This window comes from Pseudomonas sp. WS 5410 (assembly GCF_012985645.1).
In the GTDB taxonomy this organism is placed as follows: Bacteria; Pseudomonadota; Gammaproteobacteria; order Pseudomonadales; family Pseudomonadaceae; genus Aquipseudomonas; species Aquipseudomonas shahriarae.
This window is the reverse complement of record NZ_JAAQWS010000011.1, coordinates 107,431-121,679: the sequence shown is the minus strand read 5'-3', so window position 1 is coordinate 121,679 and position 14,249 is coordinate 107,431. Positions and strand designations below refer to the sequence as shown.

The window sequence follows — 14,249 nt, the reverse complement described above, 5'->3', positions numbered from 1 at the left end:
CCAATAAGAGGGGCGCAACCGCCAAAACGGTTCGCCGCATGTGCAAAAAAGCTGGCCCTGCCAAAAGCGGGGACAGATTCCGCAGTGCGGCCTCGCAGATTTTTTTCGCTCGGATGCGAACCATCTTGACGACTCCCCGCCTCTTAGGAAGAGGCCGTCACTCTTGGCGACCGTGTTCGCCCGCGCGAGTCATCGCCTTGGGCGGTTCTCCCCTTATTCAGGATTACGCCCATGAAACTACGTATGACCGCCGCCTTTCTCGCTCTTGCCACGTTCGCCAGCATCGCCAGCGCCGGGGAGATCAAACCGTTCAGCCAAGCCGAGTTCGACCGTCTGACGCAGGCTGGCCAGCCCGTGGTAGTGGACGTCAGCGCGACGTGGTGCCCGACCTGCAAGGCGCAGAAGCCGATCTTGGAAACCCTAATGAAGCAGCCCGCCTACAAGGACGTGACCTTGCTGACCGTGGACTTCGACAGCGAAAAGAGCACCGTCCGGGCCTTCAAGGTCAGCATGCAAAGTACGCTGGTAGGCTTCAAAGGCACCCAGGAAGTGGCCCGCTCCGTGGGCGACACCACCGAGGCCGGCATCGAGGGCCTGATTCAGAAGACCACGCGCTGATGACGCTCGGCCTCGGTTCCTACGGCCTCGGACTGCTCGCGGGGGTGCTTTCCACGCTGTCGCCTTGCGTCCTGCCCATCGTACCGATCCTGATTGGCTCGGCGGTCAACGCCCATCGGCACGCGCCGTTGGCCCTGGCGGGCGGCCTCGCTCTGTCCTATGCCATTGTCGGCACGGCGCTGGCCTGGGCAGGCGCCTCGCTCGGCATCGACACAACGATCTTCCGGGGCGTGGGCGCGGCCGTCCTGGGACTGTTAGGCGTGGTGCTCATGTCCAGCGCCCTCCAGCAGCTGTTTGCGTCGCTGACGGCCGGCATCGGCAATGCCGGGAACGACCTGCTTGCGCGTGTCCAACTGGACGGGCTGACGGGGCAGTTCGTGGTGGGCCTAGTGCTGGGGCTGGTCTGGAGTCCCTGCGTGGGGCCGACGCTTGGCGCGGCCATCGTTCTGGCCAGCCAGGGTACGAACCTGGCGCAAGCAGGCTCAATGATGGCGGTGTTCGGTATCGGCGCGGCATTGCCCCTGGTTGCACTGGCCTATGTGTCGCGCAGCGCGATCGGCCGCACGCGATCCAAGCTCCTGCACGCCGGCAAGGCCGGGAAAGTCCTGTTGGGCGCGATCATGCTTGCCCTGGCCGCCCTGATCCTGACAGGCGCCGACAAGCCGATGGAAGCATGGCTTGTGGAACATTCACCGGCCTGGCTCACACAACTGACGACGAGGTTCTGAGCCATGCCGCGCCCGAATTTCACCTTCGTTTCGACAGGGTGACGCCGTGGGAAACATCTTGGACAGCATCGCGCGCCGCTGTGGAGAAGGACTGAGCCGCTACCTCAGTCGGCCCCACCATGTGCATAGCGTGGCCCCGCCGACCGATCCAGACCTTCTCATGGCGTGCCTGCAGCCCGGCGACGTGCTGCTGGTCGAAGGTCAGAGCCGGGTCAGCGTGGCCATCAAGTACCTGACCCAATCCACCTGGTCGCACGCGGCACTGTTTGTCGGCACGGCCGGCAGGCCGACCGATGCCGAAGGGCGGCCCCGTTGCTTTCTTGAAGCCGATCTACGCGAAGGCGTGCGTCTGGTCAGCGTGGCCGAGTTCGCCGATCTGCATACCCGAGTGTGCCGGCCCGTGGGCCTGACCGCTGCCGAGATTGACACCCTGGTCGGCACGGCGGTGGCTCGGCTGGGCCATCAGTACGACTTGAAGAACGTGATCGACCTGGCCCGATATCTGTTGCCCACGCCGCCGGTGCCGGTGCGTTGGCGCCGTCGCATGCTCGGCCTGGGCAGCGGCGACCCCACCCGCGCCATCTGCTCGACGCTGATCGCCCAAGCTTTCCAGTCGATTCGCTATCCGATCCTGCCGCTGATCGAGACCGTGCCGTCGCAGGACCCGATGTGCCCCGGCTGTGTGGCCGAGATTCTTCATGTGCGGCACCACAGCCTGTTCGCCCCGCGCGACTTCGACGTCTCGCCCAACTTCGCCATCATCAAACCCAATCTGGAAGCCGGAATATTTCCACTTAGGAGCACTCCATGAACGCCAAGCTGACACTGCCTCTTCTTACCGAAGACACCGCCCCTGAAAGGAGCCGCGAGTTCCTGAGTAACACGCGCAGGAAGCAGGGATTTGTTCCCAACATGTATGGAGAAATGGCCCACGCCCCTGGCGCGCTCTCGACCTACCTCCATGGGTATGACTGGTTCCGCAAGGAATCCGGCTTCACGCCGGCCGAGCAGGAAGTCGTGCTGCTGGTCATCAGTCGGGAAAACGGCTGCCACTACTGCGTGGCCGCTCACAGCATGATCGCCGAGAAGGTATCGAAGGTGCCGCCGCAGGCGCTCCAGGCAATCCGTGAGGGCACGCCGATGGATGACCCGAAGCTGCACGCCCTTACCGCCTTCGTCAAGGACATGGTGCAGACGCGGGGCAATCCGTCGCAGGCGAGTTTGCAGACCTTCACCGACGCGGGCTACAGCGAGCAGCAGGCTCTACAGGTGGTGCTCGCCATCGCCGTCAAGACGATCTCGAACTACACCAATCACCTGTTCGACACACCCGTGGACGCGGCCTTTGCGTCCTACGCTCTGCCGATAGGGACGAAATAAGTACGGCGCCCCACCTTGGAGTCAACCATCACTTGCCCGAGGTGGGCCTTCAAGAAAATGGATGTCGTGGATGGAAGGCATGAGATTGTTTGGTATACGGCGATCGTCGCTGCCGTGGGGATTCTTTGGGGAGTTGCTGACGGCGCTCTACATGGGTGTCATCGCGTGGATCGCGGCGGCCACGCATGTTCACTACATTCTTTTTCCCGAACTAGGCGCCCTGGCCCATGACATCATCAAGCGACCGCACGGCACCTGGGCCAAAGCGCCGGGGATGCTGGTTCTCACACCGCTTCTTACCGGGCTGGTAGGCACGATCTTCGCCCGAAGCATGGGCAGCGGGATCGTGCCGATCCTGCTGGCGACCGCAGCCGCGATGCTCATCATCCGCATATTGAAGTCATCGATTGCCCCGGCCATTTCGGCGGGCGTGCTGCCAATCTCACTCAACATCACAAGCTGGTACTACCCGGCATCGTTGCTGGTCGGCCTGATATTGCTCGCCGCGATCTCCCTTGTCTGGCCTCGCTTCGTCCCGCTACCGCCGGTGCGAACCGCCTCCGATGTGGCCGATGACGTTACCGAGGAAACTCCAAGCACCTACTCGTGGCTCCCGTTCTTTCTGGTGTTTCTGGTAGGCACGGCGATTCTGGCCGAAGCCACGGGTTGGCGGTTGATCCTGTTCCCGCCGCTTATCGTGATCGGCTTTGAAATGTTTGCCCATGCGGACGTTTGCCCTTGGGTCAAGAAGCCGCTGCTGCTGCCGGTCGCGTGTACCCTGAGCGCATTGATCGGGGTTGCACTGGTCACGACGTTCGGGGGCGCCCCGCTGGCGGTGATCTCCAGCGCGGCATGCGGCATCCTAATCTTGCGATTATTCGATCTGCACGTGCCGCCGGCGCTCGCCGTGGGCCTGCTGCCGTTTATCATCCCAGCCGTCGATTACCGATTCGCGGCCTCCGTGGGCATTGGCACCTTAACTCTGACCATGCTGTTCCTCGTATGGGGCAGGCTGAGAAGGATGCGCCTTTCACCGTCCTGAGGGGGCGCAACCTTCTTAGCTTTTGCTATCCAGCGCAGCACGATAGCTGCTTCACGTCCTTGCTGAAGGTCTGCGCGGCGAGCTTCAGGCCCTCGACCATCGTCAGATACGGGAACAACTGGTCGGCCAGTTCCTGCACCGTCATGCGCGCGCGGATCGCCAGCGCCGCTGCCTGGATCAACTCGCCCGCTTCTGGGGCCACCGCCTGCACGCCGATCAAACGGTGGCTGCCTTCCTCGATCACCAGCTTGATGAAGCCGCGCGTATCGAAGTTGGCGAGCGCGCGCGGCACGTTGTCGAGGGTGAGCGTGCGGCTGTCGGTCTCGATGCCGGCGTGGTGCGCCTCCTGCTCGCTCAAGCCCACGGTAGAGACCTGTGGGTCGGTGAACACCACCGCTGGCATGGCGGTCAGGTCCAGCGACGCGTCGCCGCCGGTCATGTTGATCGCGGCGCGGGTACCAGCCGCCGCCGCGACGTAGACGAACTGCGGCTGGTCGGTGCAGTCGCCGCCGGCGTAGATGTCCGGGGCGCTGGTGCGCATGCTGAGGTCGATCTCGATGGCCCCTTGCTTGTTCACCGCCACCCGGGCGGCTTCGAGGTTGAGGCTGCGCGTATTAGGTGTGCGGCCCGTCGCCACCAGCAGCCGGTCGGCACACAGTTCGCCATGGTTGGTGGTCAACACAAACTCGCCGTCCACGTGCGCGACCTGGCTGGCTTGCGTATGTTCCAGCACCTCGATGCCCTCCAAGCGAAACGCCACCGTCACGGCTTCGCCGATGGCCGGGTCTTCGCGAAAGAACAGCGTGCTGCGCGCCAGGATCGTGACCTTGGCCCCAAGCCGGGCGAAGGCTTGCGCCAGCTCAACAGCCACTACCGATGAGCCGATCACGGCTAGGCGTGCGGGAATCGTGTCGCTCACCAGCGCCTCGGTTGAAGTCCAGTAGGGCGTGTCCTTGAGGCCTGGGATCGGCGGCACCGCCGCGCTCGCGCCGGTGGCGATCAGGCAGCGGTCGAACGAAACCACGCGCTCGCCGCCCTCGTTCAGCCGCACGGTGAGGTTGCGGCCGTCCTTGAAACGGGCTTCGCCCGCTAGCCGCATGATGGCTGGGTTGCCGTCCAGGATGCTTTCGTACTTGGCATGGCGCAACTCATCGACGCGCGCCTGCTGCTGGGCCAGCAGCCGTTCGCGCAGGATCAGCGGCGGGTTCGCCTGGATGCCGCCATCGAACGGGCTTTCGCGGCGCAGGTGGGCGATGTGGGCGGCGCGGATCATGATCTTCGAGGGCACGCAGCCGACATTGACGCAGGTGCCGCCGATGGTGCCGCGCTCGATTAGCGTCACCCGTGCGCCGCGTTCGACGGCCTTCAGCGCCGCCGCCATCGCGGCCCCACCGCTGCCGATGACGACAATATGCAGGCCGCCGTCGTGGCTGGCCTTGTCGCCGCCGTCGACCCAATCGCGCATGCGGTCGAGCAGTCCGCCTTTGGGAAGCGCGTTCGACGCATCGGCCAGCGCCGCGCGGTAGCCGAGTCCGGCGACAGCCGCGATCAGGGCATCGGGTGAAGTGCCGGCCGCGATGGCGAGCTGGGCGCTGCCCTTGGTGTAGGACACTTCGGCCGATTGCACGCCAGGCACGTTTTCCAGTGCTTCCTTGACGTGGACCGCGCAGGAGTCGCAGGTCATGCCGGTGATCTTCAACTGTGTCATGAAGTCATTCCTTTCAATTCGTTGTGGCGCAAGCCAGTCAGCCGTGTTTCGCGGGCAGTTCGCAGCCGTCAGGACCGCAGCGGCGGTTGGCCTGAGATACCAAATCCCAGACCGAAACGACGGCCATCAAGGCGATCCCCGTATAGACCAGGGGCCGCATCCAAGCGGTGCCAAGCAGCCAGACCGCGCCCACGATAACGATGGCGGGACCGACCATACCCAGCAGACTCCGGTGCCATTGCCGGTGGCGTAGCCAACCGAGCGCGTTGGCCGCAAGCGCCAATGCAGCAAACAATGGCAACAGCCTGGAAATGAACAAGCCTTCGTATTGCTGGAGAAAACCCAGCCCGATGGCCGCGCCTAGGCTGGCGAGTGCGGGAAAGCACATTGCGCAGCCCATCGCGGAGACGAGGGTGCCCAATGCCCCGGCTTTGTCGGCGATACGCGCAATCGGTTTCATGGCATCGCTCCCGGTTTAGCGCTTGACGCTGGACGGATAGCCCGCGTCTTCGGTGGCTTTGGTCAGCTTCTGGACGCTGGCCTTGGCATCATCAAAGGTGACGACCGCTTCGCGCTTCTCGAAGGTCACATCGACTTGGCTGACGCCCTCGACCTTGGAGAGCGCCTTCTTGACGGTGATCGGGCAAGCGGCGCAGGTCATGCCGGGCACGGCCAGCGTGACGGTCTGGGTAGCGGCCCACACTGGAACGGTGACGGCAACGAGCGCAAGGGAGGCAAGCAGTTTTTTCATGGTGAACTCCCGATCAATAGAAGAAAGGCAACACGTAGGGAAATCCGAGCGCGACCAGAACGAGCGCTGCCACGATCCAGAAAATCAGCTTGTAGGTGGTGCGAACCTGCGGGATCGCACACACCTCGCCCGGCTTGCAGGCAGTTGCCGGCCGGTAGATGTGTCGCCAGGCGAAGAACAACGCCACCAGCGCCGCGCCGATGAAGATCGGGCGATACGGTTCCAGTGCGGTCAAGTTGCCGATCCAGGCACCGCTGAAGCCCAGAGCGACCAGAACCAGTGGCCCCAGGCAGCAGGTCGAAGCGAGGATGGCGGCCAGCCCGCCGGCGGCGAGGGCGCCGCGCCCGTCTTGCGATTCCGACATCAGGTTCTCCTTTCGAGGATTTGCTCGTTGGAGTAACGTTACTTCCGTAGTCAACTACGGAGTCAAGCGGAATGGAAAACACCTTGGAAAGCCTGACCATCGGCGCCTTCGCCAAGGCAGCCGGGGTCAACGTGGAGACGATCCGCTTCTATCAGCACAAAGGGCTGCTGCCGACGCCGAACCGGCCCTACGGCAGCATTCGACGCTACTGCAGCGCCGACGTGGCGCGGGTGAAGTTCGTGAAGGCGGCGCAGCGGCTGGGATTCAGCCTCGATGAAATCGGGGAGTTGCTGAAGCTGGAGGACGGCACCCATTGCAGTGAAGCAGCCGACCTTGCCGCACTGCGGCTGGCCGATGTTCGCACCCGCCTGAACGACCTTATGCGGATGGAACAGGCGCTGTCAAAATTGGTGAACGAATGCTGTGCGCATGAGGGCCATGTGTCCTGCCCGTTGATTGACGCGCTGCATGGCGGTTGAACTGGCATATGGACGGCTGCTGACACTACGGCGTGATCGCAGCGTTCGTCAGTACCGCCCTCGATTGCCGATTCGCAGGCTCTGTGGACATTGGCGCCTTGTCTCTGAACATGCTGCCCCCAGTATGGCGCAGGCGGAGCAAAACAGGCGCTTCACTGCCCTGACGGTGAGGCCAAGACGGACGAGCGCGCTCACTTCCGAATCGCCTCCTGCGTCATGCCGCCCAGCGCCTTGGAGATGTTTTCCACGACGGGGCCGCAGTTGTCGGCGCCATGGCGCGATGCGAGATACTTCGGATCGTTGTAGCCAAGCCACACTTGCCCAGTCGCGTCCTGCCAGGCCAAGGCCTTGAGCGGAAGGTCGATACCGGCAGTCTGCGCGCATTCCATCAAGGGGGTGCCGCCCTGGGGATTGCCGAACACCAGAAGCTCGGTCGACCGCAAGTCCTTGCCGACCTTCTTCGCGCCCTGCGCGTGATCGAGGCGCAGGAAGATATAGATGCCCCGAGACTTGGCGGCCGTCTCGAAACGGTCAATCGTTTCCTTGACACTGTACGGGCTTTGTACCGCAATCAGCCCATCGGCAGCTCCGGCCCCCGAAGCAAAGAAACCTGCCATCACGAGGGATATGGCGCGCAATGCAAGCATGCTGACCTCCTTGTCAGGCCGAAGCCTCGCAATGCTCCAAGAAGCCGCGAATCCCATGGTCGAGTGAAAGCCGGCCCGGCCCGATAGCGATCAGGGCAATCGCCATCGTCGCCCAGGGCAAATGAAAGTTCGCCCACCCGTCCGGCACGATGAGCTGGATCACCGCCGTCATGCCGAGCAAGCCCAGGGCACTCATGCGCGTGCCAAGTCCGAGAATCAGCAGGATCGGAAAGATGATCTCGGCCGATCCACTGGCGAAGGCGAGTACGTCCGGCGCAGGCAGGTCATAGACCTTCCCCAGGATGTGCAGCTTGAATTCATCTTCAAACAGAAAACTCGCCGCTGGCGACAGCGACAGGAGACCGTCCCATTTGGTGAGGCCCGACTTGAAGAAGGGCAAGGCCAGCGCCACCCGAAGGAACAGCGGCGCGGCCATGCCGGCGATCTTTGCCAGCCAGTGCAATGCACAGTTCGCCGCGCCAAGTATTCCGGGCCAACCTTTCGGCACTTGGAAGTTACTCATGATCGTTCTCCCCGGCTTCCAACGCGAAGCCGACAAAGGCGCCCATCTGGATCAATTCCCGCAAGTTCTCCGACAGGTCAAAATCGCCGTCGGTGGCGAGGGCCGTTTCCATGGCCTGCGATAGCGTCAGGCCCTGGCCGAGCGCGGCTACGAAGTCATGGCTCGCGGGAAGTATCTTGCGCACGTCCACCTCGGCGTCGGGGCGTAGCACCATCGTGTCCTGCGCTTCGGAGAGGTCAACGGGTGCTGGCGTGCCATCCGAGGTGTTCATCCTCCAGATGGTGAAGGCTGGGAATGGCGAACGCACCAGGCGCACGGAAGGGTGGAGCCGAAACCGCAGCATGGAAGCTTGGTCAGGCGGTACTCCTGCAAGCACGCTGGGCGCCAAGGGTTCTGCCTCGTGCGCGTGGTACGCCTCGGTCGCGGCGCGCTCGATGCGGGCCACGTCGGCGAGATAGGGTAAGGGTTCCGCGGGTGGAAAGGACGCGATGAAGTCCGGGAACTCGGCGCCGTAGTGCAGCAGCACCGGCGAGCTGGGCGGCGTGGCGGCCGCGAAGACGCGGGCCATCGCCGCGAAGAATTCGTCGCCCACCAGCTTGACGACGCAGGGAAAGCCCGCGCGCAGCGCGTCCGTCAGGCCAACGAACACATTGTTCCGATAGACGGCAAAGCGCCGTGCGCTCGGCTCGCCGTCGGGGCCGACCAGCCCCTCGGGCACCGCGCGTTCCGGGTCGAGCAGCGCCGAGGCGAATTCCTCCAGGCGTTCAGCCAAGCGTGCCATGGCGTCGCTCCTGTACGTTGGACATGCCCATCAGCACATCGGCCATCACGGCCTCTGTTTGCAGCTCGGGCCATGCGGGAATGTTGGAATCCCACTCGATCAGCGTAGGGACTGGCCCGATGCATTGGATGACCTGCCTAAAGAGGTTCCACACCCGCTCATCCACTCTTTGGTCGTGTGAGTCGATCAGCAAAGGGCGTCCCTTCTCGTCCGTCTGAAGGGAGTGGCCGGCCAAGTGGATTTGCTGCACATGGTCGAGGGGGAAATCGTTGATGTAGGCGCGCGCGTCCCATTGCTGATTCGTGCTCGCCACGTGGACGTTGTTCACGTCCAGCAGCAGACCGCACCCGGTTCTCCGGGTGATCTCCCTGATGAAATCCGTCTCGCGCCATGTGCTCTCCTTGAACCAGATGTAGGTCGCGGGGTTCTCCAGCAGCATTTGCCGGGCCATAGCTGTTTGCACCTGGTCGATGTGCTCGCAGATGCGGTTCAGCGTGTCGTCGGTGTACGGCACCGGCAACAGATCATCGAGGTAGCTGGTGCCATGTGAAGACCATGCCAGGTGTTCGGAAAGCAGGCCGGGTTCGTACCGCTCGTTCAGCGCCTTGAGACGCAGCAAATGCGCTTGGTCGAGTGGCCTGTCGGCACCGATGGACAGGCCCACGCCGTGCAACGACAGGGGATAGTGTTCTCGGATGGCCGTCAGGTAGCGATGGGGCGGGCCGCCAGCGCCCATGTAGTTTTCCGCATGAACTTCAAAGAAGCCCATATCCGGCCGCGTTTCGATGATGGTTCGGTAGTGGTCGGCCTTAAGGCCTACGCCGGCTCGCGCAGGGATTCCCCGCCCGGCGGCGTGCGCAGTTTGGTGAATGCCCATGTTGATCCTCGTTGTCACAAGCTGGCGGGCGGGGCGACAGGCCACCGCCCACCAAGGTGAATGCTCGCGTCAGGACTTGGCGCTGAGACTGCCGTGCCCGTTGGGCGTCGAGATCGTGGTGCAGGTGCCCTTGGCGACCAGCTTCCAGGCGTTCCCCTGGTAGTCGGCGGTGCTGGTACCCGCGCAACTTGTGCCGGCGCCGGCGAAGCAGTCGTTCTGCCCCTTCAGGGCAACGCCATAGCACTTGTCGAACTTGCCGGTCTTCATCATCTCCATGCTCTTGGCTTGGTTCTCCTGCATCTTCTTCTGCATGTCGGCCTGGCTCATGCCCTGCGAAAAGGCGGGGGCGGCGAAGGCTGCGACAAACGCCGTGGCGACGGCGGCGGACAACATACGGTTTGACATTGTGATCTCCTGATAGGAAAGAAGCAGCCGAGTGAGCTGCGGGTAATCGGCCAGCAATCGCCAGCCTCATTTCCTAAGAGGCGACCGCCGTGCAAAACGGTTCGGTAGAAAGCAAAAAAACCTCAATCACTGGCCTGGGCCTAGCAATTGAGGGTTATCCATGACAATGCGCAAGAAATTGCCGCCTCGCTTGGCGAGGCGGCCCGGACGAGGACTCAGCTTGGCTATTTCGTCGGTGTGCGGTGTCCGTGCCCCGAGGATGGTTCTGAACTGAGCATGTATTCGCGCACTAGCTCGCGGGCACGATGGAGCCGACTCTTGATCGCGCCGGGCTGCTCACCCAACTGAGCAGCGATCTCGGCAATGGTCAATTCCTCGAAGTCGCGCAGAAGTACCACTTCGAGGTAATGGGCAGGCAACGACTCCAGGGCATTGGCAAGATCGATTCTCAATTCATCGTCGGGACGATGAAGCAGCAGCTCCTCGGCTACTTCATCAGGCAGTGGCTCGTGCTTGAACATCATCCGCGCGAGCTTGCGGCATTCGTGCTTGATGACCGTGAACAGCCACGATGAAAAGGCCGCAGCCGCTTTTAGCCCGCTGACCTTGCGAGAAATGATGAGTAGTGATTCTTGAACCGCATCATCAACGTCGCTCGCATGGCAGTGCTTGTACGCATAGCGGCGTGCATCGGCTTGGCACACTGCCAGCAGACGGGAAAGGGCGGCCGCGTCTCCAGTCTGTGCCGCCATGATTAAATTGTTGCGGTCGCCAACAGGGGTGCCCATGCTGATCTCCTGTGCTGACTCGATGATTGGTTAATTCAGCGAGCCTTTATTTGTATTTCGCTCCGATTCTCGGGTCTTCGGCTACGATTCCTAATTTTCTGATAAACACCTGTCGCAAGCAAAGCGGGAGCTGCTACAACGCAAACCGGGCAGACAAAGCCTGCTAAAACGCTGGTGGCTGTCACATAGCTACCCAGTCCAAGGCCCAACCCGACGTAGAGCGTACTGTTATCCGGCGGAATCTCGCGTTCCGCCGTAGCCTCTGTGTCCTTCATCATTTTCGTATCCTCAATATGGCAATTTCTGCTCATTAAGAAGTTGCAGTCCGAACAGCGCACGAATTGGCATTGAGCCGACCATAGGTGTAGCCCAGCACTGCGCCCCAAATGAGGTGCATCATCAGGGTCATCATCGGCGCCATCATCCCCAGGTTCATCCCGAACAGGCCTGCGTCGGCCATTGGCATCGGACCGATCATCATCATGAGCCAAGCTAGCAAGGAAAACGACATTCCCTTGAGCAGCGCACTGCGCCCTGGCAGCCTGCCATACAGCAGTTGGAACAGGATGCCCCACACGACGGTGCCAATCATGAAGTGCGCCACCCATCCGACCATGGGCGAAGCCGGCATACCCATTTTTGCGTGCGCCATCTCCGTGAGCATGGCGATTGGATTCAATTCGGGCATCAAGCCCATGGCGCCCTTCATCAGCATCAGCAGCGACAGCGCTACAGTGGCGACAAATCCAGCCACCATCGAACGAACGTAACAAGACATGGTTACAAGCTCCTCAAGGTTGGGGATCGTTGATCCCGGATTGGATGGAGGCACCGACTGCTCCCATTTTTCCTATAAGAGGCGCCGAACTGGAAAAACGATTCGGTTGATCCGCTAAATTGTTGGGCCGAGTTGCCGTCCCCACCTCCAGGACACCTGCCCGCCGCGCACCGTTGCGGCGATTTGCTGCCCCAAGCGCTGCTCGATCACCGGCCGCCACGGCACGAGGCTAAATCCCATGCCGTCATCCAGCATCGCGTAGCGCCCGCTGGCAAGCATGACGCTGCGCCGGTAGATGCCGGCCACGCGCTGCCCGTCGGCCACGGGTCGATGCTCCAGGCCGGTGTCGGCGGCAATGTCCTTGGCGGACTGCGCCAGTTCCCGGTTGCGCAGCGTGCCCAGCAGGTTGCGCGCCAGGATCACGCGCTGCCCGCGCCGCTCGGCCAGCCCCTGTTCGGCCAGGAAGTCGGCGCGCTGCTGCATCGCCTGCTTGGCCTCACCGCCAAAGCCCAGGTCGCCCAGGCCGGAGCCGCCGCCGATCAACTGCTGGTCGAGCCAGGTGGCCCCGATCACGCGGGCCTGCCGCTCGATGGGCAGGTGCGATTTCAGCTCCACGGCTACGCCGCCCAGGCGTTGCGCGTCGTAGCGGCGGCCCTGCTCGGGCAGGTCGCCCGGCACCTTCCATAGCCCCTCGGCCACCCGCTCCACGATGCCCGCCCGGCGCAGGGCTTCCAGCCTGCGGACGTGGGCCGCCACGACCTCCTGCGGGTCGCGGCCGGGCACGGCCTGGCCCTGCGCGATGGCGAGGTGATGGTCGGTGCGGTACAGGCCATCGCTCGCCAGCGCGGCGATGTTCTTGTCGGCCGCGCGCACGTCGGCCGATCCCTTGACCTCCACCACGGCGCCGGTCGGGTAATTCGCCAGCTCGTCGTGGGCGTTGAGCGCGACGTAGTGCGCCTTGCCGTCCACGCCGTCGATGACCAGATAGCCCCGATCACGCAGTTCGTCGGCCAGTCCTTTCGCGGCCACGCGCCCGAGGATGCTGCGGCCACTTCCATCCGCGTCCTGCCCTGGCTCGAACACCGCCAGCTCGCGCGGCTCGCCGCGCATGGCCCGCTGCATGGTGCGGATGATGTCGCCGCGCTCGCCCAGGGCGCGCAGGGTCTTTTCCGCATCGGCATGCACGGCCCAGGTGCCGGGCTGCGTCTCGTCGGCCAGGCCCAGGCGCTGCAAGCGTTGCAGGCGGCCGATCAGCAGCAGGCGCTGGCGTTGCAGGCGGGGTTCGTTGAGCCGTTCGACATGCACCAGGCCATCGTCGCCGGCCTCGCGCTTCAAGGTGCGATCCAGGCTCGTCCACCGCTCTTGCTCTACCTCGTGCTGCAAGGTCTGCTGGATCTCCAGCTCGGTGCGCGGCCCCAGCCATTCGGTCGCCAGTTCGGCGGCGCGATGGCGGAAGCCATCGGCAATGTAGTCGCCCGCGATGATGAGGTCTTTGCCCGTGTCGTCGCGCCCGCGCACGACGATGTGCGTGTGCGGGTTGTCGGTGTTCCAGTGGTTGACCGCCACCCAATCGAGGTCCGTGCCCAGGTCGGCCTCCATGCGGCCCATGAGATGCCGCGTGTAGGTACGCAGGTCTTCCAGCTCCGCGCCATCCTCGGGCGAGAGGATGAAGCGGAAATGGTGCCGGTCGTCGGCGCAGCGTTCCTTGAAGGCGTCGAGGTCGGCCACGTCGGTCTGCGGCCCGTAGGCTTGGCCCGGCTCGCCGTCGCGGCCCACGCCGTCGCGCTCGATGTAGTGCAGGTGCTTGGCGAGCGACTGCGGGCTGGCCCGCTGGTGATTCACCAACAGCGTCTTGATGGTCACGCGCCGAGACATGGGCGTCAGCTTCGCCCCGGCGAAGCGCGCCGCTGTGTAGCCGCGCCCCAGTCGCGAGCCGGGCCGCTGGCCCGTGCCACCCGTCGCGCCAGGACGGCGCATCGTGGACTTGCCGCTGCTGGCCTTGCCTGCCTGCTTGAGCACCTTGGAAACGAAGCTCTGGCCTTGGCCCTTGCCCCGGTTCTTCGGGGCGCTGGGGCGCACGCGGAAATCGTCATCGCGGCGGTCAGTCATGGTCGTTCTCCCTGCAAGCTCTGGCGTGTCTGATCGTGCGAAGCACGCGGACATGCCCGTATTGGCGCGGGCCTCGCGCCACAAGCGGCACGGCGGCAAAGCCGCGCCGTGCTGCGCCAACCCCACGTGCAGACTGGCTTTCGACGCGGCCCGGTGCCGCGTCCTTTTGTCTTGCCTTCCGCCTTTGCCCCTCGCTGGCGCTCCGGGCAGCGGCGGCCCGGCGGCGCTGCTGCGCGAGCAGCCAGCACGCCGGCGAACGCGGCGACGGCCA

Annotated in this window: 18 protein-coding genes; 6 read left to right on the top strand and 12 right to left on the bottom strand. The window is 63.7% G+C overall.

All coding sequences use genetic code 11. The features are described 5' to 3' along the window. Window positions 1–231: 231 nt before the first annotated feature. From HBO24_RS17325 to HBO24_RS17305, 5 genes are all read left to right on the top strand, one after another. A complete protein-coding gene (locus tag HBO24_RS17325) occupies window positions 232–618 on the top strand; it encodes a thioredoxin family protein (protein ID WP_034112292.1) in 387 nt (128 codons plus the stop codon). After that, window positions 618–1,346 carry a cytochrome c biogenesis CcdA family protein gene (locus HBO24_RS17320; protein ID WP_034112294.1) on the top strand — a complete coding sequence of 243 codons (729 nt, stop codon included), beginning with the start codon at window positions 618–620 and terminating at the stop codon, window positions 1,344–1,346. The genes HBO24_RS17325 and HBO24_RS17320 overlap by 1 nt, the downstream gene beginning before the upstream one ends. A 160-nt stretch (window positions 1,347–1,506) precedes the next feature. Next, on the top strand, window positions 1,507–2,157 hold the full coding sequence (locus tag HBO24_RS17315) for a YiiX/YebB-like N1pC/P60 family cysteine hydrolase (protein WP_079760963.1): 651 nt from the start codon (window positions 1,507–1,509) through the stop codon (window positions 2,155–2,157). Further along, a complete protein-coding gene (locus HBO24_RS17310; protein WP_034112296.1) occupies window positions 2,154–2,726 on the top strand; it encodes a carboxymuconolactone decarboxylase family protein in 573 nt (190 codons plus the stop codon). The genes HBO24_RS17315 and HBO24_RS17310 overlap by 4 nt, the downstream gene beginning before the upstream one ends. A gap of 61 nt (window positions 2,727–2,787) precedes the next feature. Beyond that, the gene (locus HBO24_RS17305; protein ID WP_196680222.1) at window positions 2,788–3,768 is read left to right on the top strand and encodes an HPP family protein; all 981 of its coding nucleotides are present in this window, start codon (window positions 2,788–2,790) and stop codon (window positions 3,766–3,768) included. 25 nt (window positions 3,769–3,793) lie between these two features. Here HBO24_RS17305 and merA read toward each other — a convergent pair whose 3' ends face one another. From merA to merT, 4 genes are read right to left on the bottom strand one after another with little or no spacing between them, the layout of a single operon-like run. Next, entirely contained in the window at window positions 3,794–5,476 is a 1,683-nt protein-coding gene (gene merA, locus HBO24_RS17300; RefSeq protein WP_034112300.1) for a mercury(II) reductase, read from the bottom strand. 37 nt (window positions 5,477–5,513) lie between these two features. Then, window positions 5,514–5,936 (bottom strand): organomercurial transporter MerC, encoded by a 423-nt coding sequence (gene merC / locus HBO24_RS17295; protein ID WP_034112301.1) that lies wholly within the window; start codon window positions 5,934–5,936, stop codon window positions 5,514–5,516. Between the two features lie 15 nt (window positions 5,937–5,951). Then, window positions 5,952–6,227 (bottom strand): mercury resistance system periplasmic binding protein MerP, encoded by a 276-nt coding sequence (merP, locus tag HBO24_RS17290; RefSeq protein WP_034112302.1) that lies wholly within the window; start codon window positions 6,225–6,227, stop codon window positions 5,952–5,954. A 13-nt stretch (window positions 6,228–6,240) separates the two neighbouring features. After that, the gene (merT, locus tag HBO24_RS17285; protein WP_034112303.1) at window positions 6,241–6,591 is read right to left on the bottom strand and encodes a mercuric ion transporter MerT; all 351 of its coding nucleotides are present in this window, start codon (window positions 6,589–6,591) and stop codon (window positions 6,241–6,243) included. A 71-nt stretch (window positions 6,592–6,662) separates the two neighbouring features. On the opposite strand from merT, the gene merR reads away from it, so the two are divergent. Then, complete coding sequence (gene merR / locus HBO24_RS17280; RefSeq protein WP_034112304.1) at window positions 6,663–7,070, top strand: Hg(II)-responsive transcriptional regulator; 408 nt, start codon at window positions 6,663–6,665, stop codon at window positions 7,068–7,070. Between the two features lie 191 nt (window positions 7,071–7,261). On the opposite strand, the gene HBO24_RS17275 is transcribed toward merR, so the two are convergent. The 8 genes from HBO24_RS17275 to HBO24_RS17240 form a co-directional block, all read right to left on the bottom strand. After that, on the bottom strand, window positions 7,262–7,717 hold the full coding sequence (locus HBO24_RS17275; protein WP_034112305.1) for a DUF302 domain-containing protein: 456 nt from the start codon (window positions 7,715–7,717) through the stop codon (window positions 7,262–7,264). A gap of 13 nt (window positions 7,718–7,730) precedes the next feature. Further along, on the bottom strand, window positions 7,731–8,240 hold the full coding sequence (locus tag HBO24_RS17270; RefSeq protein WP_052229528.1) for a DoxX family protein: 510 nt from the start codon (window positions 8,238–8,240) through the stop codon (window positions 7,731–7,733). Continuing rightward, window positions 8,233–9,021 carry a DNA-binding domain-containing protein gene (locus HBO24_RS17265; RefSeq protein ID WP_034112307.1) on the bottom strand — a complete coding sequence of 263 codons (789 nt, stop codon included), beginning with the start codon at window positions 9,019–9,021 and terminating at the stop codon, window positions 8,233–8,235. Before HBO24_RS17265 ends, HBO24_RS17270 begins: the two co-directional genes overlap by 8 nt. Then, complete coding sequence (locus HBO24_RS17260; protein WP_052229529.1) at window positions 9,005–9,898, bottom strand: DUF692 domain-containing protein; 894 nt, start codon at window positions 9,896–9,898, stop codon at window positions 9,005–9,007. Before HBO24_RS17260 ends, HBO24_RS17265 begins: the two co-directional genes overlap by 17 nt. Window positions 9,899–9,967: 69 nt before the next feature. Further along, complete coding sequence (locus tag HBO24_RS17255; protein WP_226097804.1) at window positions 9,968–10,198, bottom strand: DUF2282 domain-containing protein; 231 nt, start codon at window positions 10,196–10,198, stop codon at window positions 9,968–9,970. Between the two features lie 329 nt (window positions 10,199–10,527). After that, window positions 10,528–11,091: a sigma-70 family RNA polymerase sigma factor gene (locus HBO24_RS17250; RefSeq protein WP_034112311.1), complete on the bottom strand. Its 564-nt coding sequence runs from the start codon at window positions 11,089–11,091 to the stop codon at window positions 10,528–10,530. Window positions 11,092–11,401: 310 nt separating this feature from the next. Beyond that, window positions 11,402–11,869 carry a DUF6789 family protein gene (locus HBO24_RS17245; RefSeq protein ID WP_034112313.1) on the bottom strand — a complete coding sequence of 156 codons (468 nt, stop codon included), beginning with the start codon at window positions 11,867–11,869 and terminating at the stop codon, window positions 11,402–11,404. Window positions 11,870–11,983: 114 nt separating this feature from the next. Beyond that, window positions 11,984–13,978 carry a relaxase/mobilization nuclease and DUF3363 domain-containing protein gene (locus tag HBO24_RS17240; RefSeq protein ID WP_034112315.1) on the bottom strand — a complete coding sequence of 665 codons (1,995 nt, stop codon included), beginning with the start codon at window positions 13,976–13,978 and terminating at the stop codon, window positions 11,984–11,986. Window positions 13,979–14,249 lie beyond the last annotated feature (271 nt).

Coding starts and splice junctions, on each gene's coding strand:
- HBO24_RS17240 (WP_034112315.1), bottom strand. CDS start 13,978: ATGACTGACCGCCGCGATGACGATTTCCGCGTGCGCCCCAGCGCCCCG.
- HBO24_RS17325 (WP_034112292.1), top strand. CDS start 232: ATGAAACTACGTATGACCGCCGCCTTTCTCGCTCTTGCCACGTTCGCC.
- HBO24_RS17270 (WP_052229528.1), bottom strand. CDS start 8,240: ATGAGTAACTTCCAAGTGCCGAAAGGTTGGCCCGGAATACTTGGCGCG.
- HBO24_RS17260 (WP_052229529.1), bottom strand. CDS start 9,898: ATGGGCATTCACCAAACTGCGCACGCCGCCGGGCGGGGAATCCCTGCG.
- merC (WP_034112301.1), bottom strand. CDS start 5,936: ATGAAACCGATTGCGCGTATCGCCGACAAAGCCGGGGCATTGGGCACC.
- HBO24_RS17310 (WP_034112296.1), top strand. CDS start 2,154: ATGAACGCCAAGCTGACACTGCCTCTTCTTACCGAAGACACCGCCCCT.
- merA (WP_034112300.1), bottom strand. CDS start 5,476: ATGACACAGTTGAAGATCACCGGCATGACCTGCGACTCCTGCGCGGTC.
- merT (WP_034112303.1), bottom strand. CDS start 6,591: ATGTCGGAATCGCAAGACGGGCGCGGCGCCCTCGCCGCCGGCGGGCTG.
- HBO24_RS17255 (WP_226097804.1), bottom strand. CDS start 10,198: ATGCAGGAGAACCAAGCCAAGAGCATGGAGATGATGAAGACCGGCAAG.
- HBO24_RS17265 (WP_034112307.1), bottom strand. CDS start 9,021: ATGGCACGCTTGGCTGAACGCCTGGAGGAATTCGCCTCGGCGCTGCTC.
- HBO24_RS17250 (WP_034112311.1), bottom strand. CDS start 11,091: ATGGGCACCCCTGTTGGCGACCGCAACAATTTAATCATGGCGGCACAG.
- merP (WP_034112302.1), bottom strand. CDS start 6,227: ATGAAAAAACTGCTTGCCTCCCTTGCGCTCGTTGCCGTCACCGTTCCA.
- HBO24_RS17305 (WP_196680222.1), top strand. CDS start 2,788: ATGTCGTGGATGGAAGGCATGAGATTGTTTGGTATACGGCGATCGTCG.
- HBO24_RS17320 (WP_034112294.1), top strand. CDS start 618: ATGACGCTCGGCCTCGGTTCCTACGGCCTCGGACTGCTCGCGGGGGTG.
- HBO24_RS17275 (WP_034112305.1), bottom strand. CDS start 7,717: ATGCTTGCATTGCGCGCCATATCCCTCGTGATGGCAGGTTTCTTTGCT.
- HBO24_RS17315 (WP_079760963.1), top strand. CDS start 1,507: ATGGCGTGCCTGCAGCCCGGCGACGTGCTGCTGGTCGAAGGTCAGAGC.
- HBO24_RS17245 (WP_034112313.1), bottom strand. CDS start 11,869: ATGTCTTGTTACGTTCGTTCGATGGTGGCTGGATTTGTCGCCACTGTA.
- merR (WP_034112304.1), top strand. CDS start 6,663: ATGGAAAACACCTTGGAAAGCCTGACCATCGGCGCCTTCGCCAAGGCA.